The organism is Petralouisia sp. (genome assembly GCF_056822245.1).
On sequence record NZ_JBQIOP010000057.1, the window covers coordinates 1 to 24,979 of the forward strand.

Annotated in this window: 22 protein-coding genes; 19 read left to right on the forward strand and 3 right to left on the reverse strand. The window is 41.7% G+C overall.

The window, feature by feature from the left end:
• Window positions 1-819 (forward strand): glucuronate isomerase (locus ACTO17_RS17105; RefSeq protein WP_482558779.1); only part of this gene is annotated, 819 nt, incomplete at its 5' end.
• Between the two features lie 44 nt (window positions 820-863).
• Window positions 864-1,709, forward strand: a complete 846-nt coding sequence (locus tag ACTO17_RS17110; RefSeq protein ID WP_482558780.1) for an SDR family oxidoreductase — start codon at window positions 864-866, stop codon at window positions 1,707-1,709.
• Between the two features lie 236 nt (window positions 1,710-1,945).
• On the opposite strand, the gene ACTO17_RS17115 is transcribed toward ACTO17_RS17110, so the two are convergent.
• On the reverse strand, window positions 1,946-2,506 hold the full coding sequence (locus tag ACTO17_RS17115) for a P-loop NTPase family protein (protein ID WP_482558781.1): 561 nt from the start codon (window positions 2,504-2,506) through the stop codon (window positions 1,946-1,948).
• On the reverse strand, window positions 2,466-2,930 hold the full coding sequence (locus ACTO17_RS17120) for an AAA family ATPase (protein ID WP_482558782.1): 465 nt from the start codon (window positions 2,928-2,930) through the stop codon (window positions 2,466-2,468). The genes ACTO17_RS17115 and ACTO17_RS17120 overlap by 41 nt, the downstream gene beginning before the upstream one ends.
• A 115-nt stretch (window positions 2,931-3,045) precedes the next feature.
• On the opposite strand from ACTO17_RS17120, the gene ACTO17_RS17125 reads away from it, so the two are divergent.
• From ACTO17_RS17125 to ACTO17_RS17155, 7 genes are all read left to right on the forward strand, one after another.
• On the forward strand, window positions 3,046-3,582 hold the full coding sequence (locus ACTO17_RS17125) for a GNAT family N-acetyltransferase (protein WP_482558783.1): 537 nt from the start codon (window positions 3,046-3,048) through the stop codon (window positions 3,580-3,582).
• A 245-nt stretch (window positions 3,583-3,827) separates the two neighbouring features.
• Window positions 3,828-4,325, forward strand: a complete 498-nt coding sequence (locus ACTO17_RS17130) for a MarR family winged helix-turn-helix transcriptional regulator (RefSeq protein WP_482558784.1) — start codon at window positions 3,828-3,830, stop codon at window positions 4,323-4,325.
• A 27-nt stretch (window positions 4,326-4,352) separates the two neighbouring features.
• Window positions 4,353-6,128, forward strand: a complete 1,776-nt coding sequence (locus ACTO17_RS17135; RefSeq protein ID WP_172536257.1) for an ABC transporter ATP-binding protein — start codon at window positions 4,353-4,355, stop codon at window positions 6,126-6,128.
• Window positions 6,129-6,151: 23 nt separating this feature from the next.
• Entirely contained in the window at window positions 6,152-8,113 is a 1,962-nt protein-coding gene (locus ACTO17_RS17140) for an ABC transporter ATP-binding protein (protein ID WP_482558792.1), read from the forward strand.
• Between the two features lie 144 nt (window positions 8,114-8,257).
• Window positions 8,258-9,001 (forward strand): SDR family NAD(P)-dependent oxidoreductase, encoded by a 744-nt coding sequence (locus tag ACTO17_RS17145; protein ID WP_482558785.1) that lies wholly within the window; start codon window positions 8,258-8,260, stop codon window positions 8,999-9,001.
• Between the two features lie 363 nt (window positions 9,002-9,364).
• Complete coding sequence (locus tag ACTO17_RS17150) at window positions 9,365-9,841, forward strand: RNA polymerase sigma factor (protein ID WP_172536259.1); 477 nt, start codon at window positions 9,365-9,367, stop codon at window positions 9,839-9,841.
• Window positions 9,841-12,009, forward strand: coding sequence for a beta-propeller domain-containing protein (locus ACTO17_RS17155; protein WP_482558786.1), 2,169 nt, complete (start codon window positions 9,841-9,843; stop codon window positions 12,007-12,009). Before ACTO17_RS17150 ends, ACTO17_RS17155 begins: the two co-directional genes overlap by 1 nt.
• 302 nt (window positions 12,010-12,311) lie before the next feature.
• On the opposite strand, the gene ACTO17_RS17160 is transcribed toward ACTO17_RS17155, so the two are convergent.
• Window positions 12,312-13,112 (reverse strand): histidinol-phosphatase HisJ family protein, encoded by an 801-nt coding sequence (locus tag ACTO17_RS17160; RefSeq protein WP_172536261.1) that lies wholly within the window; start codon window positions 13,110-13,112, stop codon window positions 12,312-12,314.
• A 263-nt stretch (window positions 13,113-13,375) separates the two neighbouring features.
• Between ACTO17_RS17160 and gap the strand changes: the two genes are divergently transcribed.
• The 10 genes from gap to ACTO17_RS17210 all read left to right on the forward strand — a co-directional run bounded on the left by gap (window position 13,376) and on the right by ACTO17_RS17210 (window position 24,891).
• Window positions 13,376-14,392 carry a type I glyceraldehyde-3-phosphate dehydrogenase gene (gap, locus tag ACTO17_RS17165; protein ID WP_172536262.1) on the forward strand — a complete coding sequence of 339 codons (1,017 nt, stop codon included), beginning with the start codon at window positions 13,376-13,378 and terminating at the stop codon, window positions 14,390-14,392.
• Between the two features lie 194 nt (window positions 14,393-14,586).
• Complete coding sequence (locus ACTO17_RS17170; RefSeq protein ID WP_172536263.1) at window positions 14,587-15,795, forward strand: phosphoglycerate kinase; 1,209 nt, start codon at window positions 14,587-14,589, stop codon at window positions 15,793-15,795.
• Window positions 15,796-15,885: 90 nt separating this feature from the next.
• Window positions 15,886-16,638 (forward strand): triose-phosphate isomerase, encoded by a 753-nt coding sequence (gene tpiA, locus ACTO17_RS17175; RefSeq protein ID WP_172536264.1) that lies wholly within the window; start codon window positions 15,886-15,888, stop codon window positions 16,636-16,638.
• 120 nt (window positions 16,639-16,758) lie between these two features.
• On the forward strand, window positions 16,759-17,757 hold the full coding sequence (locus ACTO17_RS17180) for a Gfo/Idh/MocA family protein (protein WP_482558787.1): 999 nt from the start codon (window positions 16,759-16,761) through the stop codon (window positions 17,755-17,757).
• Between the two features lie 461 nt (window positions 17,758-18,218).
• Window positions 18,219-19,019, forward strand: a complete 801-nt coding sequence (locus tag ACTO17_RS17185; protein WP_482558788.1) for a helix-turn-helix domain-containing protein — start codon at window positions 18,219-18,221, stop codon at window positions 19,017-19,019.
• 11 nt (window positions 19,020-19,030) lie between these two features.
• Window positions 19,031-19,981, forward strand: coding sequence for a helix-turn-helix domain-containing protein (locus ACTO17_RS17190; protein WP_172536268.1), 951 nt, complete (start codon window positions 19,031-19,033; stop codon window positions 19,979-19,981).
• A 286-nt stretch (window positions 19,982-20,267) separates the two neighbouring features.
• Window positions 20,268-21,374, forward strand: coding sequence for a U32 family peptidase (locus ACTO17_RS17195; protein ID WP_482558789.1), 1,107 nt, complete (start codon window positions 20,268-20,270; stop codon window positions 21,372-21,374).
• Window positions 21,375-21,398: 24 nt separating this feature from the next.
• Window positions 21,399-22,889 carry an ATP-grasp domain-containing protein gene (locus tag ACTO17_RS17200; protein WP_482558790.1) on the forward strand — a complete coding sequence of 497 codons (1,491 nt, stop codon included), beginning with the start codon at window positions 21,399-21,401 and terminating at the stop codon, window positions 22,887-22,889.
• 166 nt (window positions 22,890-23,055) lie between these two features.
• On the forward strand, window positions 23,056-24,258 hold the full coding sequence (locus ACTO17_RS17205; protein WP_172536271.1) for an MFS transporter: 1,203 nt from the start codon (window positions 23,056-23,058) through the stop codon (window positions 24,256-24,258).
• A gap of 45 nt (window positions 24,259-24,303) precedes the next feature.
• Window positions 24,304-24,891, forward strand: a complete 588-nt coding sequence (locus ACTO17_RS17210) for a hypothetical protein (protein ID WP_482558791.1) — start codon at window positions 24,304-24,306, stop codon at window positions 24,889-24,891.
• Window positions 24,892-24,979 lie beyond the last annotated feature (88 nt).

A 24,979-nucleotide genomic window follows, 5' to 3' on the forward strand; every position in this document is an offset into this window, starting at 1 on the left:
ATCGAAAAGCTGTCCCAAACAGTGGGCAGAAAGCTGAACACGGCGGAGGATGTTGCCCTTGCCCTGGGTGAACGGATTGACTATTTTGCCGATCACGGCTGCCTCTGCGCCGATCACGGCCTGGATTACTGCATGTATGAAAAGCCGGACAAGATGGCTGCCAATCATGCTTTTGCTATAGCAATGGAAGGAAAGTGTCCGGACCGGAAACTTGCCGACGCCTATAAAACATCAGTTACCATTGCCTGTGCTGAAAAATACCTTCAGAAAAACTGGGTGATGCAGATTCATTTCGGCTGTCTGAGGAACGTCAATAAGCCCCAGTTTGGGCTGCTTGGCCCGGATACCGGCTACGATGCGGTCAACAGCCGCTCCGGAGTGGAATCACTGGCGCCTCTTTTGAATGCATGTTTGGAAAACGGAGGACTGCCCAAAACTATCCTGTATTCTTTAAATCCCACGGACAACACTGCCCTTGCCACCATTATGGCCTGCTTCCAGGGCGGAGGAGTCACCGGGAAAATCCAACAGGGAAGCGCCTGGTGGTTCAATGATCACCGCTTTGGAATGCGCAGCCAGTTAACGGAATTATCCGCCAACGGCGTATTGGGCTGTTTTGTGGGAATGCTGACAGATTCCCGCTCGTTTTTAAGCTACACCCGCCATGAATACTTCCGCCGTGTGCTGTGTGAACTGGTGGGAGAGTGGGTGGAAAGCGGACAGTATCCTGCAGACGAAGGGGAGCTAGAGAGACTTATTGGAAACATGAGCTATTATAATACCCGGGACTACTTCGGGTTTGACGTCCCCGCAATATAGAAGCCCTTAGTAAATAATTTGAAGTGCAGAGAAAGGAAAACATCATGTTAGAATTACCTTTAAAGATAGATTTTACAGGAAAAACCGTCGTAGTAACCGGAGCCGGAGGAGTGCTTTGCGGCACCATGGCAAAAGCCTTTGCCCAGGCAGGGGCCAGAGTTGCGGCTTTGGATTTAAATGAGGAGGCAGTGAAGAAACTGGAGGAAGAATGTGCCAATGAGGGATATACCTGTAAAGGCTACAAAGCCAATGTCCTTGATTTGGAAGAACTGGAGGCCGTTCATCAGCAGGTTTCAGCAGATCTGGGTCCCTGCGATATCTTAATCAACGGAGCCGGCGGCAATAATCCCCGGGCCACCACGGACAATGAATACCACCATGAAAAAAAGGAGGGTCAGAAAACCTTTTTTGATTTAGATCCCAATGGCGTGGACTTTGTCTTTAAACTGAATTTCCAGGGGACGCTGCTGCCCACCCAGGTGTTTGCAAAAGAAATGGCAGACAGAAAATCAGGCTGTATCCTGAATGTTTCTTCCATGAACGCCTATGTGCCGCTGACAAAAATACCGGCCTATTCCGGAGCAAAAGCTGCGGTATCTAATTTTACCCAGTGGCTTGCCACCCATTTTGCAGGAACAGGCATCCGCTGCAATGCCATTGCCCCGGGATTTCTGGTGTCTAACCAGAACCGTGCACTGCTCTTTCAGGAGGACGGCACGCCTACGCCCCGTTCCAACAAGATTCTGGCAGGCACGCCTATGGGACGTTTTGTGGAAGGTGAAGAGCTTTTGGGCGGCGTATTCTTCCTTTGTGATGATAAGGCGGCAAGCGCAATCACTGGAGTAGTGCTTCCCATTGATGCAGGGTATTCAGCTTATTCCGGAGTGTAGTAACGCCTGACAGTTTTGGAATTTTTTTCTGATATATTTAACGCCGGAGTAAGACCATGGGAAAGAGGAGTGGAACCAACCGTTTTGAACGCGTGCGGAAACGGTTGGTTTTTCATGAATCTGCCTTAACCAGACATTGCTTTTGGAAAAATGCGATTCCATGTCTGCATACATTTCGAAATCTATCCTGTTCTATTTTCTGCCGTATTGCTTGTTCTCTATTTGCTGTAAGGCTTTTATGCATTCTTCTTCCATAGATGTTTCTGAGTGGGCATGTTTTGCTTCAAACAGGGCGGCAAAGGTTGTTCTGAAAATTTCCGGGGCGAAGCTTTGGTCAGGTAACCAGACAGATACAAAAGGGTCCACAGATTCGTTTCGGAAGACTCAAGAACGTCATAAGTTAAGTTCTCTTCTATTTCTTCTGTAATGTATCCTCCTGCAAGCAGCGTCTCAAATTTGTCATTGACGTCAAAGTCCGTTCTGTCCAGAAAGGTGCGGATAATGCTGTTATCACTGGTGTTTTCCCAGAAATTTTTCGGTGGGGAGGATGGGTCTGACATCAGAGAATTTACATAATTCACCACATCCCAGGGACAGTAAATTTCAAAATCGCCAAAACGGTAGCCGTCGTACCATTCTTTCATTTGCGCTGTGTGTTTTGTGAGATTTGTATATTGAAGCAGCTGGCTTACTTCCGGCCGGGTAAATCCGAAATATTCATTGAAGCGGGTATCGGAAATAGTATCAGAGACAAAATTATTGGTTCCGGTGAAAATACTTTCTTTTGCAATTCTCAAACATCCGGTGATTACTGCAAATTTTCATGTCGCTTTCCGTCAGATAGAGATGGCTCTTATAGGGTTTTGCCAGTACAGATACAAGCTGTGCATATGCGCTGGGAAAATCCAGTCCGTCCACATTTTTGAATGACAGAAACAGTGTGGGATACTGATTCATCCAATTCTTGCAAAGTTGGGTGTTGGATGCGATTGAGAGTCCAAGAAATAATTTCCGGCTGTCCTTTTGCACATCGAAGAATTCCGCGAGCATGCTCATTGCCAGTGTTTTCCCAAATCTGCGGGGGCGGGTGATTAATGTTACCTGAGTGGCGTCTGTTTTCAGCAATTCTTCAATAAAGCCGCTTTTATCTGCAAAGTAGTATCCGTTTTTACGAATATCTGCAAAACCGGAACGTCCTACGGGAATCTTAATTTCCATCATATATCTGCACTCCTGTATGTCAAGTGTTTTTAGAACATATATTCGAAAAGTACTTGACTTATGAAAATTCTTGTGTTAGCATTAGAAAAACCTTGTTAGAAATGGATGGGAAATTATGAGAGATTACACAATCATACCAATTCGGCAGCGTCCGGATTTACTGGAGGATGCCGCTGAATGGTTTCATGAGAAATGGCAGATTCCGGTGGAAGCCTATCGGGAGAGCATGGAGGAATGCCTGAAGAACCAGCGTCCTGTTCCCCAATGGTACGTGGCAGTTGAGAACAGAAATCTCAAGGCCTGCCCGGCCTGTCGGGAACAGGAAGCCATGGGCGGTACAGAAGAAGCAGAAAGAGCTTCAGACAGAATCATAGGCGGACTTGGCATCATAGCCAATGATTTTCATGAACGAAAGGATTTGACGCCCAATGTCTGCGCTGTGTATGTGGAAAAGGAGTTTCGCTGCCGGGGCATTGCAGGTGAGCTGCTGAATTTCGCATGCAGGGATATGAAGGAAAAAAACATCAATACCCTGTATCTTCTGACAGACCATACGCTTTTTTACGAGCGTTATGGATGGGAATTTTTGTGCATGGTTCAGGGAGAAGGAGAGACGGAACTGTCCCGGATGTATGTACATAAGCTGACTTAGTTTTTTCTGTTTTACGGATTTCTATGCTCGTTTTGCCTGGATTGCGCGTTGCCGTGTCATGCAGTCTGTGAGCGCAGATTCTTTTTCAGTTTCTATCAGTCATTAATTTTTAAAAAGCTTCTTGACATTAAAATTTATCTGAATATAATAGTTTGATATAAAACTATTATGTTATGTGCATACCTGTGATATGGCCAAACAGCCATTCTGGGAATACTGCGGAACTGAAGGAGGAACACCATGAAATGAATCGAAAAGACATGCTGGGTTTTCAGATTAAGACATTGGATAATCTGTTTTTTCGCAATATGTTTGCATATGAGACCAGTCAGAAAGGAATGGATGAGGTAACTGTGATGCATGGCTGGATTCTGGGATTTCTGTACGAGAATGCTGACAGAGATATATTTCAGAAGGATATAGAGACAGAATTTTCCATTGCAAGATCTACGGTTACAAGCATCGTGAAGCTGATGGAGAAAAAGGGATATATTTGCAGGGAATCTGTGGAAAAAGACGGCCGTTTGAAAAAACTGGTTCTGACGGAAAAAGGCCGGAACATTCATGAGCAGCATATTGACGATATTGATTTACTGGAAGAGCGGTGCAAACGGAACATTGCGCCTGAGGAACTGGAAGTATTTCTTGCGGTGGCAGGGAAGTTAAAAGAGAACCTGGAAGCGGATATCGCATGCAGTGATTTCAGGCTTTTTGCTGCCGGGAATCAAAAGGAAGGTGATTGATATATGGAGAATACAGGAGGAACTGGAATGATAAAGACGATTTTAGGGCAGGTGAAGGAATTCAAGAAGGATTCTTTGATTACCCCTGCCTGCATGATACTGGAAGTGATTATGGAAATGCTGATCCCTTTGCTGATGGCGGCGATTATTGACAACGGAGTGGAAAAGGGAGATATGAATTATATTTACAAAACAGGAGCAGTAATGATGATACTGGCTGTTTTGGGACTGATGGCAGGCATGTTGGGAGCCAAATACGGCGCAAGCGCGGCCACAGGTCTTGCAAGGAATTTAAGGTTTGCCATGTTTGACAATATTCAGAGTTTTTCGTTTGCCAATATTGACAAATTTTCCACTGCCGGACTTGTCACACGGCTGACTACGGATATTACAAATGTACAGAATGCGTATCAGATGATTCTGCGTATGTGTGTGCGTGCGCCCATCAGTATGATTACCGCCATGGCCATGGCTTTTTTCATCAATGCAAAACTGGCAAGTATTTATTTGATTGCAGTGATTGTGCTGGGCTTCTGCCTGTTTCTGATTATGGGAAAAGCGATGAGGTATTTCAAGCAGATTTTCCCCAAATATGATGATATGAATGCCAGCGTGCAGGAAAATGTTTCAGCAATCCGTGTGGTAAAGGCTTATGTGCGTGAGGATTACGAAAATGAGAAATTTACCAGGGCCAGCGGCAATATTTATCAGATGTTTACCAAAGCGGAGAAGATTCTAACCTGGAATGCGCCGCTGATGCAGATTGCCGTATATGGATGTATTCTGGCCATCAGCTGGCTTGGGGCCAAAATGATTGTGAGCAATCAGCTGACCACAGGGCAGCTGATGAGTCTGATGACCTATTGCATGAATATTCTGATGAGCCTGATGATGCTGTCCATGATTTTTGTAATGGTAACCATGAGTGCGGCAAGCGCTGAACGTATTGCAGAGGTAATCAATGAAAAGAGCACATTGTCTAACCCAAAACATCCTGTAAAGGAAGTGCCGGACGGAAGAATTACCTTTGAACATGTGGATTTTTCCTATTCAAAGCCCTTGTCAGAAACCGGGAATGGGGAAGGGGGAGAACTGGTATTAAGGGATATTAATCTGGAAATCCATGCAGGTGAAACCATCGGAATTATCGGCGGAACCGGAAGCGCCAAGTCCAGTCTTGTAAACCTGATCAGCCGGCTTTATGATGTGACAGCAGGCAGCGTATCCGTGGGAGGCATTGATGTAAAAAAATATGATATGGAAGAGCTGCGGAATCAGGTTTCTGTAGTGCTTCAGAAGAATGTGCTGTTTTCCGGCACAATTCTGGAAAATCTCCGGTGGGGAGATAAGAATGCAACGAAAGAAGACTGCGTCAGAGTTTGCAAAATGGCCTGCGCCCATGAATTTATTGAACAGTTTCCCGACCAGTATGATACACACATAGAACAGGGGGGAAGCAACGTATCCGGCGGGCAGAAACAGCGTCTCTGCATTGCCCGGGCTTTGCTGAAAAAACCGAAGATTCTGATACTGGATGATTCTACCAGTGCGGTGGATACCGCCACTGACAGCAGGATTCGGAATGCTTTTGCCACCGAGATACCGGATACCACGAAGCTGATTATTGCGCAGCGCGTATCCAGTGTGCAGAATGCAGACAGAATTATTGTGATGGATAACGGCAGGGTGTCAGATTTCGGCGCCCATGAGGAATTATTAGAGCGCAGTGAAATTTATCGCGACGTTTATGAGTCCCAGACAGGGGGCGGAGGAGACTTTGATCAGCCGGGAGGTGACAAATAATGGCAGAAGCAGGAAAAGAGAAGATGAATTCCAGACAGGAAAATACGGGGAGCCAGGGAACGCAGCCAAAAGGCCCGATGGGGAAAGGCCCGCGTGGTCCCAAACCAAAGATTAAAAATCCGGGAAAGTTATTTGCCAGATTGATGAAATACATTTTAGCCAATTACAAATTTCACATTATATTTGTGGTTGCGGGCATTCTGGCAGGGGTGCTTGCAAATGTCCGGGGAACTTTATTTATGCAGACTTTAATAGACGTGTATATTCTGCCTATGATTGGAGCGGAACATCCGGACTTCGGACCTTTGGCGGCAGCTATTTTCCAGGTGGCGCTGATTTATGGAATTGGAGCATTTTCTACCTGGGGATATAACCGTTTGATGGTAAAAGTGACCCAGGGAACGCTGCAGAATCTCAGGGATGATATGTTCACGCATATGGAGAGCCTTCCGATCAAATATTTTGACACCCATTCTCATGGGGATATTATGTCTGTCTATACCAACGACATTGATACTCTGCGTCAGATGATCAGCCAGAGTATGCCGCAGCTTTTATCCAGCGGCATTACCGTGATAAGTGTTTTAATCAGCATGTTTTTCCTGAATGTGCCGCTGACGCTGGTGACGCTTCTGATGGTGGCAGTTATGCTTTTTGCAACGAAAACATTTGCAGGCAGGAGCGGTAAATATTTCATTGCCCAACAGAGGGATTTGGGTAAGGTCAACGGATATATTGAAGAGATGATGGAAGGCCAGAAGGTCGTGAAAGTATTCTGTCATGAGGAGGAAAGCAGGAAGCGTTTTCAGGAATTGAATGAGGAATTGTTTGCCAGTGCAAATAATGCCAATAAATTTGCCAATATGTTAGGGCCGGTGAACCTGCAGCTTGGAAATATGAGCTATGTGGTCTGCGCTATGGTAGGAGGAATTCTCGCGCTGAATCGAATCGGAGGATTTACGCTGGGAGGACTTGCCAGCTTTCTGACCTTTAACCGAAGCTTTAATATGCCTATCAATCAGGTAAGTCAGCAGCTAAACAGCGTGGTGATGGCAATGGCAGGCGCAGAGCGTGTGTTTGCCCTTCTGGATGAAAAACCGGAAACAGATGAAGGCTATGTGACTTTAGTGAATGCAAAAAAAGAAAACGGCGTCCTGACGGAGACAGAACAGAGGACAGGGCTGTGGGCCTGGAAGCATTTCCATCAGGCCCAGGGAACGACGGATTATATTGAACTGACCGGGGACGTGGTGTTTGATGATGTGGACTTTGGATATAATGAAGAGAAAATTGTATTGCATAATGTGAAAATGTTTGCCAATGCAGGACAGAAGATTGCTTTTGTAGGCTCTACCGGAGCCGGAAAGACCACCATAACCAATCTGATCAACCGGTTTTATGATATTCAGGACGGAAAAATCCGGTATGACGGAATTAACGTCAATAAGATTAAAAAGGCGGATTTGCGCCGGTCTCTGGGCATTGTGCTGCAGGATACCCATCTTTTTACCAATACGGTAATGGAGAATATCAGATATGGGAAACTGGACGCTACGGATGAAGAAGTGATTGCCGCTGCAAAACTGGCCAATGCAGATCAGTTTATCCGCAGGCTGCCCAAAGGCTATCAGACCATGCTCACCGGGGACGGTGCCAACTTAAGTCAGGGGCAGAGGCAGCTTTTGGCAATTGCCCGGGCGGCAGTGGCAGATCCGCCGGTGCTGATTCTGGACGAGGCAACCAGTTCCATTGATACCAGAACAGAACGTCTGGTACAGGACGGGATGGATAAATTGATGAAAGGAAGAACCACCTTTGTAATTGCCCACAGGCTGTCTACTGTCCGCAACAGCGATTGCATTATGGTACTGGAACAGGGACGGGTGATTGAACGCGGCACCCATGATGACCTGATTGCGCAGCAGGGGAAATATTATCAGCTTTACACCGGGAAAATGCCGGGACTTGGCATGGCGGAGGGCTGACATGCAGCGTATGGGTTTTGACTTTCGGAGCGTTTCGGAAAATCCGGATGAAATTAATCTGTATCATTGGGCCAAACAGTGATATAATGAGAATATGAAATTATATTTTGATTATATCGTGTATGAAGCGAGAAAGGAGACCATATGTTAAAAGGAAAAATAGCAGTAATTACAGGTGGAACAAGGGGAATTGGCTATGCCACGGTAAAGAAGTTTCTGGAAAACGGCGCAACGGTAGTTCTTTTCGGTTCCCGTCAGGAAACGGTAGACAAAGCTCTTGCTTCCCTGAAAGAAGAGAATGCAGAATGGCCGGTGGAAGGGGCCTGGCCGGATTTGGCTGACGCAGCGGCAGTGGCAGCTCAGATCAATGCTGTGAAAGAGAAGTATGGCAGAATTGACATTCTGGTAAACAATGCGGGAATTTCTGACAATACCCCTACGGTAAACTGCACAGCTGAACACTTTGAAAAGGTGATGAACCTGAATGTCAATGCAATCTTTCATGCCGTACTGCCCGCAGTGGCCATTATGAAAGAGCAGGGCGGAGGATGCATCATTTCCACCAGTTCCATGGTAAGCAGAAACGGACAGCCGGCAGGGGTTGCATACCCTACAAGCAAATTTGCAGTAAACGGTTTAACCCTTTCTCTGGCAAGAGAGCTGGGGCCGTATCATATCAGGGTCAATGCAGTAGCGCCCGGCATCACGAAAACGGATATGGTGGCAGCGCTGCCGGATGAAGTGATACAGCCTATGATACAGGCAATTCCTCTTCGCAGGGTAGGGGAACCGGAGGATGTGGCAAATGCTTTCCTGTTTTTGGCAAGCGATTTGGCAGGATATGTAACTGGGGAAGTATTGTCTGTGGACGGAGCGATGATTTGCTGACAATTTAAGGATTAAAACAGGTGCAGGCAGGTGCCCCGGAGCAGTTTTTCAGCATGCTCCGGGGTATCTGCCTGTATTTTGGATGACAGGTTAATCTTACTCCGGCGGTTCAATATTACTGCAGGGAAATAAAAATTTATTTTCAGGGATGCAACATTTCAGAAGAAAAAAGACTCATAAAAGATAAGAGTGGATTTCAGCAGTGACCTCCGTATCCAGAAATATTGAACCGCAGGAATAATAAGAAGTCCGCACTAAAAGGAATTCATTCATTTTCAGAAAGAACAGCAAATCATTGGTCAGATTCGTATACGCTTGCGTATAGATTATGGATATCCGTTTTACTTAAGGAGGGAGCCTCATATGGAAGAATTTATGCGGTGTTATGAAAAAATTTATCCGCAGATGTACCGTACAGCCCTGTTTTATTTGCAAAACCGGCAGGAAGCGGAAGATGCGGTGCAGGATGCGGCGCTGGCTGCTTATGAGAAGTTTTACCAGCTGAAAGAGAAAGACAAATTCGGGCCTTGGATCATGCGCATTCTGGCAAATAGATGCAAAAAAAGAATGCAGACCTGGTTTCGCAGGGAGGAAGATATTGAGGAGATATCTCCGGAGCAGGAAAGAATTCTGTCAAAGGAAACAGATTTTGCCATGGCATCTGCGGTAAAACAGGTCTTTGGAGAACTGGAAGAAGAGGAACGGTTTATTGTGGCATTTTCTGTGTTGGGAGGATATACCGGCGAGGAAATTGCGGATATGCTGAATATGAATCACAGTACCATCCGTTCCAAGTACCGGAGGGCGCTTCAAAAAATGAAAAAGAAGCTGGAGGTGTGATGATGGAAAAGCAGGAATTGAAGGAGCAATGGACAGAGGAAACCATAAGAGAATATGTGAAACAAGCTGCTGAATCAGAGCCGATTCCGGACAAATTGCAGCCAAGGCAGATGGAAAAATGGCTGAAACAGGCCATGGAGGAGAAAGGAGGAAGGTCTATGAAAGAGAAAAAAGAGAAAAAGAGTTACCGCAAATGGTGGTGCGCAACAGCTTCGGCCGCTGCCTTTCTGGCAGTGGTGCTGTTTGCAGCAGGCCGATCCATAGACTGGGAACGGGGCGTTCCAAAAGAACTGGAAACAAAGCAGTCTCAGGAAAAAGGGGCCGGGAAGGAAACAGAGAAAGGAGCTTCCTATCAGGAATTGTACGATGCATTTTCAGACATCTGGAAAGAACAGGATAAAATGACAGTCTATGTAGAAGAACGCTCAACGGATTCTGCAGGAGCAGATACAGGAGGAGAAGGCGGTGCAGAGCTGTTTGCGGAGAGTACAGTGGAAGATGCAGGAGTGGAAAACAGCAGTCCCAAGGAGAGCTCCGGTTCCAAGGATTATGGAAAAACCAATCAGCAGGAAGCAGAAGTTGAGGAAGCTGATATTATTAAAAATGACGGGCGGTATCTTTACCAGGTGGTTTTTGAGGATCGGACCGGCAGACAGGCAGTGCAGATTGCAGACACCAGGGACGGGTTGAAAGAAGCGTCCAGAATTGAGGAATTTGATCATGAAATTCAGCAAATCTATGTGTGGAAGGACAGTCTGGTAGTAGTGGAAAGCGGCTGGGTCAATGAGGTACAGGAGGAAGATTCGGAAAGCGGGAATTTCCTGGACAGTGTAAAAGGGGTTGTGGATGAGATATTTTCTTATGGGCCGGGAGAGGATTACAGGGAAATGTCTTACAGCAAAATTCATATCTATAATATTGAAGATCGGAAGAATCCGGAATTGTATCACACCTTTACGTTAAAAGGAACTTACAGGGATTCCAGAATTTCTGACGGATATCTGTACTTTTTTACGGCCTGCAATGCTTACCGGCCCAGACTGGAGAAAGATTATCAGGCATATATTCCCGAAGTTGACGGGGAGCCTCTGGCGCCGGAGAAGATTTATCTGCCGGAAGATACAAAGACGGCGGCCTATCTGGTGATGGCCTCCATCAATATGGAACAGCCGGATCAATTTACGGATACAACAGCTATTGTGACGGGAGCAGACAGGTTTTATGTCAGCCAAAACAGTATTTATGTGACGGACAGTATGTATGTAGATTACGGAACAGAGGGCAAACAGAGCGACAGCACCAGAATATTCCGTTTTTCCTATCAGGACGGAATTATGAAAAAAGAGGCGGAAGGTACGGTAAAGGGAATTCTGCTGGATGATATGGCAATGAACGAGTACAAAGGATATCTTCGCATGGTAACCACGGTAGAGAGCCAGAATGTACAGGAGGTAAAGGACGATATTACTGGTGAAGTGATAGGCAATGACGGAATTGATGTTGAGACTTCCAACAGCCTGTATGTATTGGATGAAAATTTAAAAACAGCAGGAAAGATTGAAAATCTGGCAAAAGACGAGAGAATTTACTCTGCAAGATTTATGGGAAACGCCGGCTATTTTGTCACATTCCGACAGACCGATCCGCTGTTTTCTGTAGATTTGTCAAATCCCAAAAAGCCGAAGGTTCTGGGAGAACTGAAAATCAGCGGATTTTCAGAATACCTGCATTTTTATGGAGAAAATCTTCTTCTGGGAATCGGCATGGAGGCAGACGAAGAAACCGGGGCCACAGACGGAATGAAACTGTCTATGTTTGATATTTCTGACCCTTCAGATGTGAAAGAACAGTCGAAACTTATGCTGCCCTACGATTACGCCATGGCTTTGTATGACTACAAATCAGTGTTTATTGACACAGACAAGAATCTCTTCGGCTTTTCTGCGGAAGATTACGAAGAGGATTACCGTCTTGAGTATGTATTGTTTACGTATGCAGACGGCGCTTTCCAGGAGAAAATGAAAATCGACTGCAGTGACAGCAAAGTTTACTCCCATTCAGTGCGGGGAACCTATATCGGAGAACGTTTTTATCTGATGTGCGCCAATGGCAGAATTGAGGAGTACAGCCTTGCAGATGGCAGCAAGACTGGAGAATTGGAGAAATAAAATTATTTTGAATATAGCAGCTTTTAATGAAAGGAATGAAAATATGTTTACTGAAGAAAAATAGTTGCGAATGTTTACTGAAGCGAACAAGCCATATTTGGATACACAGGAAATACTGTTTCATCCATTGGCAGAATAAGTAAAGGCAAACAAACCGTAATTGGATACACAGGAAATACCGGATCGCCCTTTGGCTAAGCAAACAATTCGAGGGCATGGCCCGGTTTGCGTGCAAAAGGGCGATCCGGTATTTCCGTCCGTATCCAAAGACAAGCTGTTAATCCGTTTGCAGTAATTTCAGCCTACAGCCTGTAAAACACCGGCTTTCTCCCCTGAAACACCGTATAATATTCAAATCCCGCCTGCTTCAATATTTCCGGAACCTTCGCAAAATCAAAAGCAACGTGCTCCGGCCTGTGTCCGTCTGCCCCCACTGTGACAATTTCACCCCCCAGTTCCCGATAGCGTTTCAGAATGGGTTCTGTGGGATTGGGATGGCCAAGCCCGTACCGGAAGCCTCCGGTGTTCAGCTCCAGACCTTTGCCTTTTTCCACCAGAATACGCAGAATTTCTTCTAATACATCTGAAAACTGCTCATAAGTGTAATTTTCATTTTTGGTGGGGCCGTAGCGGACTACATAATCCAGATGTCCGTATACGTCAAAACAGTCAAATACAGCCAGATTTTCCAGAATAGATTCAAAATATTCCCGATATGCTTCCATCTCTGTTTTTTCCAGATAATATTCCGGAAAATAAGGGTCCTGGCCGTGTACCACATGGGAAGAACCGATGACAAAGTCAAAGGGATGACTTTCAATGATCTGAGGAAGCCGGTCTGCAAGATGGGGCTGCAGCCCGATTTCTATTCCGGCCAGAACAGGGAAATTACCGGAATAATGCTGCTGAATTCTCTGCATTTCCTGAAAGTATCCGGGGATATCCAGGTTGAATTCTGTCTGAGATGCATTGTAATCCAGATCCAGATGATCGGTGAAACAGATGCCGTCCACCCCTGCCCGGATGGAAGCCTGAATCATTTCTTCGGGCTTTGCCTGGCTGTCTGTGGAAAAATGCGTATGCATATGTGTGTCCCAAAGCATGAGAATGTCCTCCTTTTCGTATGTCGGATTTAAAAAGATCATAATTCAGACGGCGGGCAATGTCAAATAGAAATTCGGATCAGACGAAACAGATGGGAGTCTGTCAATGTATGTTTTCACCAAAAAAAGTACGAGATAATGAAAAATTTAACAAAGTTAAAAAAGCCCCTTGAATTTTTCCACGATATTAGTTAAAATATAGACAAGTTGGGTAATATATCCAAAGAAAAAACAAAATTCATTCAAAATTAGGAGGAATTAACATGTCAGTAAGAGTAGCAATCAATGGTTTCGGACGTATCGGCCGTTTGGCATTCAGACAGATGTTTGGTGCAGAAGGGTACGAAGTAGTAGCAATCAACGATTTAACAAGTCCTAAAATGTTGGCGCACTTGTTAAAGTATGATTCATCTCAGGGAAAATATGCATTGGCAGACAAAGTAACTGCTGGTGACGATTCCATTACTGTAGATGGAAAAGAAATCAAGATCTACGCTTTCCCGGATGCAAATAACTGCCCATGGGGAGAATTAAAGGTAGACGTTGTTCTGGAGTGCTCCGGATTCTACACCTCCAAAGACAAAGCACAGGCTCATATCAATGCAGGCGCACGTAAAGTTGTTATCTCTGCTCCGGCAGGAAATGACCTTCCTACTGTTGTATTCAACACCAACCATGAGACATTGAAGGCAGAAGATACCATTATCTCCGCAGCTTCCTGTACCACCAACTGCCTGGCTCCTATGGCTGACGCTTTGAACAAATATGCTGCAATCCAGTCCGGTATTATGTGCACCATCCACGCTTACACAGGCGATCAGATGACATTAGACGGACCTCAGAGAAAAGGCGATCTGAGAAGATCCCGTGCAGCAGCAGTGAATATTGTTCCCAACAGCACAGGCGCTGCTAAGGCAATCGGCCTTGTTATTCCGGAATTAAACGGCAAATTAATCGGTTCTGCACAGCGTGTACCGACTCCGACAGGTTCCACCACAATCTTAACAGCAGTTGTTAAAGGCAACGATGTAACTGTAGACGGAATCAATGCAGCTATGAAAGCAGCAGCTAATGAATCTTTTGGATACAATGAAGATGAAATCGTATCCAGCGATATCGTGGGAATGAAATTCGGTTCCTTATTTGACGCTACACAGACCATGGTTTCCAAGGTTTCTGATGATTTATTTGAAGTACAGGTTGTTTCCTGGTATGACAATGAGAACAGCTACACAAGCCAGATGGTTCGTACAATCAAATATTTCAGTGAATTAGCATAAGAATTAAAATCCTGCACGGCAGACTGCTTTTGAAGCGATAGGCTGTCAGAGTGCAGATACAGAACGGTTCAGAGCTCAGTTCCTCTGAACCGCTCCTAAGACTCAAAAAGGGTCCGGTCTTTTAAGGACCGGGCTCTTTTTGATGCATATGAAACAGAAAGCGGTTTACATTATCAAACAGGAGGAAATGTATTATGTCTTTAAATAAAGTTTCAGTAGACGACATCAATGTAAAGGGCAAACGCGTGCTTTGCAGGTGCGATTTTAACGTGCCTTTGAAAGAAGGAAAAATCACAGACGAGAACCGTCTGGTGGCAGCGCTTCCCACCATTAAGAAATTGATTGCAGACGGCGGAAAAGTAATTCTCTGCTCTCACCTTGGCAAACCAAAGGGAGAACCCAAACCGGAATTGTCTCTGGCTCCGGTGGCGGCAAGACTTACAGAGTTGTTGGGACAGGAAGTGAAATTTGCCGCTGATCCGGAAGTGGTGGGCCCCAATGCCAAAGCAGCTGTAGAGGCTATGAAGGACGGCGAAGTGATTTTACTGGAAAATACCCGTTACCGTGCAGAAGAAACCAAAAACGGCGAAGCATTCTCCAAAGATCTTGCTTCTCTCTGCGATGTGTTTGTAAATGACGCGTTCGGAACCGCTCACAGAGCGCACTGCTCCAATGTAGGCGTATCAGAATTGGTGGATACTGCAGCAGTTGGATATCTGATGCAGAAAGAAATTGATTTCCTTGGAAATGCAGTAGAGAATCCGGTAAGACCCTTCGTTGCAATTTTAGGCGGCGCAAAAGTAGCGGATAAGCTGAATGTTATTTCCAACCTTCTGGAAAAATGCGATACGTTGATTATCGGCGGCGGCATGGCTTATACTTTCTTAAAAGCGCAGGGATACGAAATCGGAAAATCTCTGGTGGATGACACCAAAGTAGATTACTGTAAAGAAATGATTGCAAAAGCTGAGAAGCTTGGCAAAAAATTACTGCTTCCGGTAGATTCTGCAACAATTACAGAATTCCCCAATCCCATTGACGCTCCGGTAGACGTAATTATGTATGATGCAAAAGACATGCCTGCAGACCGGGAAGGATGCGATATTGGGCCAAAGACTGCAGAAATGTTTGCAGAGGCAGTGAAATCTGCAAAGACCGTTGTATGGAACGGGCCTATGGGTGTATTTGAGAATCCTACGCTTGCAGAAGGAACCATTGCAGTGGCAAAAGCGCTTGCAGAAACCGATGCAACCACCATTATCGGCGGCGGAGACTCTGCAGCAGCAGTAAATCAGCTGGGCTTCGGCGACAAGATGAGCCATATTTCCACCGGCGGCGGAGCTTCCCTGGAATTTTTGGAAGGCAAAGAGCTTCCAGGCGTGGCGGCAGCAACCAACAAATAAAATTAAAAATGGCAGAAAGTTTGAAATGCTCTGTGAAATTGGCAGGCATGGGGACTTTTTGAAAATAAAATCTAAGAAGAGGATAAGATTATGGCAAGAAAGAAAATTATTGCAGGCAACTGGAAAATGAACAAAACTCCGAGCGAAGCAGTTGCTCTGGTAAATGAACTGAAACCGTTGGTGGCAAACGAGGATGTGGACGTAGTATTCTGCGTGCCGGCCATTGACATTATTCCTGCAATGGAAGCAGCAAAAGGCTCCAACATCAACATTGGCGCAGAAAATATGTATTTTGAGGAAAGCGGCGCATATACAGGAGAAATCGCTCCCAATATGCTGACAGACGCAGGCGTGAAATACGTGGTAATCGGCCATTCTGAGAGAAGAGAGTATTTTGCTGAGACAGACGAAACAGTTAATAAGAAAGTTCTGAAAGCATTTGAACACGGCATTACTCCGATTATCTGCTGCGGAGAGTCTCTGACACAGAGAAAACAGGGCATTTACATTGACTGGATTCGTATGCAGATTAAAATTGCATTCCAGAATGTAACTGCAGAACAGGCAAAGGGCGCAGTGATTGCCTATGAGCCAATCTGGGCAATCGGAACCGGAGAGACTGCTACCTCCGACCAGGCAGAAGAAGTTTGCGCAGCAATCCGTGCCTGCATCAAAGAAGTATATGACGAGGCAACTGCAGATGCAATCCGTATTCAGTACGGCGGATCTGTAAATGCAGGAAATGCGGCAGAATTGTTCTCCAAACCGGATATCGACGGCGGACTGGTTGGCGGCGCTTCTCTGAAAGCAGATTTCGGCAAGATTGTCTGCTATAATAAATAAAGCAGGTTATCCCTGATAAGGGAAATACAGAAACTCACTTCAGGTTATGGGAATCCATGACTGAAGTGAGTTTTTGATCTGGATCGGGCAAATCATTTTGCAGATAAGGAGAACAGAATTATGGAAAAAATCAGTCTTGGAACCATAGGAAGCGGCCCCATTGTCCATACTATTTTGGATGCCGTTCAGATGACAGAAGGAATCGCCTGCACTGCAGTATATTCCAGAACCCGGGAGAGAGGTCAGGAATTGGCGGCTCAATACGGCGTGTCAAAAGTATACACGAACCTGGATGAGATGTTTGCGGATGAAAACGTCAACTTTGTCTATGTGGCGTCTCCCAATCTTTTACATTACGAACAGACAAAAGCCGCGCTTCTTGCCGGAAAAAACGTTATTTGCGAGAAGCCTTTCTGCACCAGGGCCCAGCAGGCCAGGGAACTTGTGGAGCTTGCCAGAGAACGGGGGTTGTTTTTAATAGATGCAGTGCCTACGGCGTTTCTGCCGAATCTGGAAATCTTAAAGCGGGAGATTCCCAAAGTGGGCAAAATCAAGCTTGTGCTCAGCAATTACAGCCAGTATTCCAGCCGTTATGATCTGGTAAAAAAAGGCGAAGTCCCTAATATCTTCAATCCTGAATTCGGCGGCGGCTGCCTGATGGATATCAATTTCTACAATGTGTACCTGAATGCGGCATTATTTGGAATGCCCCAGTCCTTTACCTACTATCCCAACCGTTACGGCAGTCTTGCCGACACTTCCGGCGTTCTTGTGATGCAGTACGACGGATTTATCAGTGAAGCAGCCGGGGCAAAGGATACCTGGGGCGTGAATTATGTCCAGATTGAAGGGGAAAACGGATACATTTATATCAAAGGCGGCAGCAACGGCCTTGCGGAAGTGCAAGTGGTAACCAGGGAACAAGAGGAGACGTTCAATCATCAGGAAAATTCCAACCGCTGGCTTTATGAGATCCGGAATATGACAAAAATGATTCAGAATGACGATTATGCCGGGAATGACAGGAATCTGAAGGTTATGTTAATGGTTATGGAAATTATAGAATCCGCCCGGATAGCGGCAGGAATTCAATTTCCGGGGGATGTTGTGGAACACTAGTACATCGAATAATTATTAACTGACATTTTCACTTGTCTGTACTTCTGATAGCACAGGACAAAAAGCCTCGACGTAGACCACTACGCCTGCGTTTTTTGTCCGGCGTTCTTGAAAGCATATTCTGCATTAATATAGCAGTTAATTAATTTTCGATGTTCTGTTTCCAATATATGCAGGTGCACATTGGAATATTATATGTGCACTTGTTGAATTCTAAAATCGGAAAATCAAAAACCAGACAATTGAGGAGCTGCTGGATCTTTAAGAGCTAGTTGAAATTATTGAAAAAAAAGGTTATGATATATATGTTTTAAATACTATTTGCAATGCCACCACAGGAGAAGCAGACCAAAACAAAAGAGTTTGCCCATCAGGTGGATGCTAAGATAGCGGTAAATTACTGTCCATTAATAGCGCAGGTATCACCGTGGGGACTTATTATACAAACAAGGATGCAAAATATGAAAATTGGAGAGGTATTAGAAAAAGAAAGAAATAATAGAGGTTTAATGAAAAATGAAGTTTGTAAAGGTCTTTGCAGTCCTTCGACTTATGGAAGATATGAAAATAGTCAAATTGAACCTAATAAGTTTATGATAGATGCTTTATTAGAGCGTATAGGAAAAAATCCAGAAAAAATATCATACATGGCTTCTGCGGATGAGATTGATTGTGTGAAAATAAGGTTTAAAATAGAAAAAAAACTCAGAAAGCGAAGGACAGATGAAGTTGAGCAATTTATAAATCAATATAAAGAGTTAAGTATTGTATATGGAAATAAACTTCATTTACAATATATTTTAAGAACAGAGGCTCTAATTTTTTTATTTTCAAATAAAAAGTCAGAAGCAGTAAATAAGTTAAAGGAAGCTTTATTGATAACTAAAGAACTCGATTTCATGTCAGATAATCGTCCGGTTTTTACTGTTATGGAGATGGAAATAATCCTGTATCTATGTTCAAATAAATTCTTTGATGAAGAGTTATTATTTGAATTATATTATTATATCACTAGACTTGGGGATAAAAATATATTGAAATTAAGGTTTTATGATAAAGTTGCGCTTGAAATAGTAAATAATAAAAAAGGAGTTGAAGATAGAAAGCTTGTACTAATGTTAGAGGATGTTTTAACGTATAAACGTAGAATTTTTCAGTATGTTGGTGTATCTGAAATTTTACGAAGCAAGAAGTTATTGGGGGAAATTCTTTCGTGTGATGAGGAAAAATTGTTGGAAATAGATAAAATGATAGATATATAGTGGAGAGTAATATGAATTTATTTAATAAAAGTGGGACGATTCGAAAAAGAAGGGTAGAAAAGAATCAGACGATAGAGGAATTGGCCTGGGGGATATGCGATGAAACTACGTTAGGAAGATATGAAAGAGGAAAAGTGGACCCATCGGTTGAAAAACTTTCTTTAATATTAGAGAAACTAGATATAAAAAATCAAGGGATGGTTGTATCTCATGAGATAAGTCTTTTTAGCGATAACGATTGTTACGAAGAGTTTGAAAAGTTATTGCATGATAAGAAATTAGAAGAGATTAACATTAGATTAGAAAAATACGAGTCTGGAATGGAGATAAATAATACGATTGAAAAAAAACAGTTTTTAGGGCGCATAAAATTATTCATGAGTATGGATAGAGGGGAACTGTATATACATGAATTAGAAGATCTATTAATGGAGTCAATAGGAGATTATTCAAGTGGAAAGATTTCATTAACTAATATATATAATGAAACTGAACTGTATATATTGAATGATATTGCAATTGGATATTGGGATTTGGGAAGAAGGGATTTAGCGCTAAATATATATAAAGATCTGATGGAATATTTTAAAAACTTCATATATAATCAAGACAGTGTTATATGTAATAAAATCTGTTTGAATTATTCAAATTACCTTGGCTTATCTGGGAACTATCAGGATAGCATTAAAACATGTTTAGATACTATACGTTGGATGCAAAATAATACAACACAAGATTTAATGTATGTTTTTATCTTTAATATAGGCTGGAACTACTATTATTTGTGGAAAAGAACGGGTGATTTCAAATTGAAAGAAAAGGCTGAAGCTTATATTGAAAAGGCTTTGGCTTTAGGAAACTATTACCATGAAAATGAGGACACAATCAATATAATGAGACAATTCTATCAAAATGAAATCACAAGTACTCCTTCAAGTTCTTCTAATGATACGGGCCGGTAATGCAAGCAATTTCAATGGAGTTGCAATTTGATGTGTTTACAGGCATTGTAGTAATAAAAAGAAAAAAAACAAGTAGTGACATGATAAAAAATTTTTTCATAAATGTACCTTCCTACATACAAAATATTTATTTGTCGCCAATTGGGTTGACATACATTTTACACAAGTTTATATAAAATTTCCTGAATGAACAGGGCATATTGTGCAATTAATATTTCACAGTATGCCCTGTTTTATTTGTTTACAATAATATAAGATATACAAAATAACAAAAAAGGGGAATGATATGTATTTAAGTATACCAACTAATTGGGACAATCGGATTGTTGATAAAATTAGAGAAATTAATAGTTCGTCTGATTATTGCTATAAAGTAGGAAGTGTATACGGGGCTTTTTTAACGAAAATAGGATCAGGGAGATTTGAAACTCCAAACATATCTGAAGAGTATGCCCAAGAACACATAAGAAAGATAAAAAAACTTGGAGTTAAGTTTAATTTTGTGGCAAATTCGCCGTCATTGGGGGGAAAAGAGCATGATGTTACATATAGGGAAGAGTTACTTGGTGAAATAGAAAGAATTGTAAATTTGGGAGTGGAAATGATTACTGTATCAATTCCATTTTTAGGAGAATTGATTAATTATCATTTTCCACACATAGAAGTCAAAATGTCAACCATGTTGGATATAAGAGATATTCAGCATATAAATTTAATAAATCAAATGGGTCCTAAGGTTGCCTGTATTACTTTGAGTCGATTTATCAATAGAAATTTTGAGCTGTTAAAGAATATGGTTGACATTGCTCCATTTGAGTTAGAGTTATTGGCTAATTCTCTTTGCCTCCATAATTGCCCATATCAAATGTATCATTCTGATTTAGTTTGTTGGCAGGCAAGAAAGAAAAGAGGTTGGGAAGAGCCGTTTGCAGATTACAGAGCTGTTGCGTGTGACAGAATAAGATTCACAGATAAGTCTCAAGTAATAAAGAGTCCCTGGATACGACCAGAAGATCTAAACGAATACGAGCAAATAGGAATAAGTTCAATAAAAATAGCAGGAAGAACATTTCCGACAGAATGGATCATAAATATTGTGGAAGCATACGCTAGGGGAAGCTATTCTGGAAATATGTGGGATTTGATACTTCCGTTTCAAGATATATATGTTGACAATAGAAAATTAAATAATTTCTTGAAGCATTTTAAAAACAATAGGCCAAGCTGTGATAGCAATTGTGGAAAATGTAGATACTGTGAAAAAATCGCAGAAGATGTAGTGAGTTATGGTGACGAAATAGAAGAATATCTTATAGACTTAGAAAAAAGGTTAGATGCCAGAATTAATACGGTAGATACATTGCCGCCGTATTTTAAGGAATCAAGAGTTTAATAAATTCGTGGAGGAAAAATTGAAATGGAAAATGATAAATATATAGCAGTTGTAGCAACTTTATTGTCAGGAATTGAATTAAAGATGATAAAAAAATTGGGATATAAAAGTCTGTTGATTAATTCCAATACCTGGATAAGCATGGACAAAGCTTTAGAATCGGATGCTTGTATTGAGATAAATTTAAATGATGCTGAAGAAGTCATGAACAAGATAGAAGATGTAAGAAAAAGATATAATATCGTTTCTGTTTTCTCTTTTAATGAATATCGTGTTCCTATCGTTGCACGTATTAGAGAATCATTAGGTCTTCCATATGGAATACCTTATCAGGCCGCTGTTAATTGCAGAAATAAAAAACTTACAAGAAAGATTTTGGAAAACTTGGGTGATGAAGCAGTTAAATATAGGACCATTACATCTTTAGAAGAAGCAAAAGCATTTGTAAAAGTAAATGGATTACCAGTTGTAATAAAACCTTCAAATGATGCTGGAAGTGAAAATATTTTTTGTTGCAAGACAGAAGAGGATGTGGTTCTTGCAGTAGAAAAGCTCAAAAACACAGAAGTTAATTTAGTTGATCAGAAATTGGATGAAGAGTTTTTAATTGAGGAATTTTTGGATGGGCCAGAATATAGTGTGGAAGCAATGGCCTACGATGGCAGTATTTCGATTATTGCGATAACTGAAAAAAAGGTTATATCACCATTTGAACCAATAGAAATTGGTCATACAGTGCCGGCTATGGTTTCTCAAAATAACGAAGAAAAGATAAAAGATATTGTAACAAAGGCCAATGAGCTATTAGGAGTAAATTATACAGTTACACATACAGAGGTTAAATTAACGTCGAAAGGACCTAGAATAGTAGAGGTAAATGCAAGAATTGGCGGCGATAATATTGCGTCTTTAGTAGAAGCTGCGAAAGGTATAAATCTATATGAAGCATCGATATTGCTTTCGATGGGAAGAATGCCGGTTGTAAAAGAACCAGTTACTGAAAAAGCATCTATACGATATTTTTATGCAGAAAAGGATGGGTTTGCAGAAATAAAAAATATACCTCTTATCGAGAAAAACCCAAACGTGAAAGAGTTAAATATTCAAATTAGTGAAGGGGCGAAGATGGCAAAAACCATCAGCAATTTTAATAGGTACGGATATTTTATATGTTATGATGAATCTGACGAGAATATGGACGAGATGCAAAAAAATGTATCTTCGAATGGGAAAGAAAAAATGGAAATTGAAAAAGAGGAGTGCTCTGATACTGGTTTAAATGAAATAATCGGAAATTACTGTACAACGGATGAAATGAATGACGCTTTAAATGATATCGAACGTAGTGTTGCCGGAGTAATAATTGCCTTTTTAGGAGATGATGATTACATGAGGACTAAGGCGGTGATAAAAGCAAAATATAAAGGCGTCTCATCGAAAAAAATAGCGGCATTATATAAGTTGACAGAGTTAGCCCAAAAAGATTTACAGAAATTTATAACAAATATTTTATGATAGAGAAAAGCAGCTAGGACAACAGAATATGAATGTATTGTGTCATTAGTTAACAAAAAGAAAGGACAGCAGATTAATTTTCTTCTGAAATTAATCAATTAAGGTTATAATGTGCAAATATTTTAAGGGAATAGAAGATATATCAAAATTATCAAGAAATCTAATTTTGTTATTAGTTGCAGTTTTTATTTCTAATGTTGGAAATGGAATACAAGTTATTGCCATTAATAAATGGATATATGATAAAACGAATAGTGCGGCTTTGATTGGCGGAGTTGTAATTCTGGATTATATAATTTCTTTTTTGGTCCAGTTTATTACGGGGACGATTATAGATAGGAGTAATCCAAAAAAAATATACTTGTTATGTGATTTGCTTAGGGCAGTAATTTTTTTTGTATTAAGTATAAGTATGCTTAAATCAGACGTACCGGTTGTTCTGGTGGGAATTTGTGTAGCGCTTATAAGTTTTATAACCACGGTGTATCGTTCATGCTTCTTTAAATTAATTCCTATGCTAGTCAGAGAACAAAGTGATTTATTAAAAGTGAACGGTTTAAATTCAACTTTAACCCAATTTGGATTACTGCTTGGGACAGTGATTGTAGCGCCTACAATAGTATTATTTGGAACAAGCGTGGCAGTTATGCTTAATGGTTTAACATTTTTGCTGTCAGCAATTATTGTAATTTTTATAAAGTTTAATTATGTGAAGGAAACATGTTCGAGAAATAATAGCATTAATGTTTTTGAAGATTGGGCCGAGATAATGAGCTTGTTAAGAAGAGATAAAACATTAAAATGGCACATTGTAATTAGTTCTGCAGATGTGCTGGTAGTTAATTTTTTTAATATTTTATTAGTGCCTATGGTAAGTGCGTGGTATCTGAATAGTACATATAAAGTTTCGTTGTTTGATGGCGCTTTTACAGTAGGGGCAATTGTTATCGGAATTGTAGTAGGGAAAGTAAAAGATAAATTTGGTATTAAAGTGTCCAGTTGGATAGGAATTATGGTTCAGGGATTAGCATATTTTGCGCTATGCGTATGCAGAACTACGCCTTTAGCAGTGGTGATTATTTTAACTATAGGCTTTTTTAACGGATATTCTGGACTTATTTATCAAACAACATTGCAGAACAGGATATCACACGAAGTAAAGGGACGTATATCGAGTTTTAAGGGATTTGTTATCTCTATTATTTCAATTATTTTGATTCCTGTGATGACGTTCTGTTTGGACAATTCAATATTGAGTGGAATGTTGTGCAGCGGATGCATCATTATGATATTTGGAATGACAGCATTTGCATTAAATGTAAAGAGAGGAGAAGGATATTTGATAGCTGATAAGGGAATATCAAACTGAGTGATTTAACTCTTAGAACCTGTATTGAGCTATTGAAAAAAGATTATGAGAGAAAAAGACTTTATATTAAAACATGGATTAGAAAAAGGAAATCCATTACTGACAACCATCACGAAACGTATACGAGAAGGCAGGCCAAAGATACCTTCAGACTTAAAGTACACGATTTTTGAGGCAGGAGAGTTTGTGCAGATATGGTTAAAGACCAGAGGCTGCGCTTATTCTAAAGTAGGAAGTTGTACCTGCTGTGACTATTGGGAAGGAGATGATGTTGATGATGTAGTCAGTGAATTTGCAGAAGCATTAAGCAAGATCAAGCCAAGCGTTAAGAGCCTTTTGATTGAGACATCTGGCAGTGTGTTGGATACTAATGAAATATCAAACCAGGAATTGATTATGATTCTTGAGATGCTAAAGGAAAGGCAATTTAAGAAAGTAGTGATCGAAACCCATCTAAATACTATAACTCCAGAAAAGCTTACTTCAATAAGAAATAAATTGAAAGATACGGAAATCTGCATTGAAGCAGGTGTGGAATCTTTGAGCGAGGACATATTGAGATATTCACTAAATAAAAGCAGTGTTTTATCTACAGAAATTAAAGAAATAATAGAGTTGATTCGTAAGCGCTAAATATTCCTGCGGATTTCCTGATCCTCAAGTTTTGCCTATAATTGTAGTCGATAGATATTTAGACTATTTCACTACAATTATGGAGGAT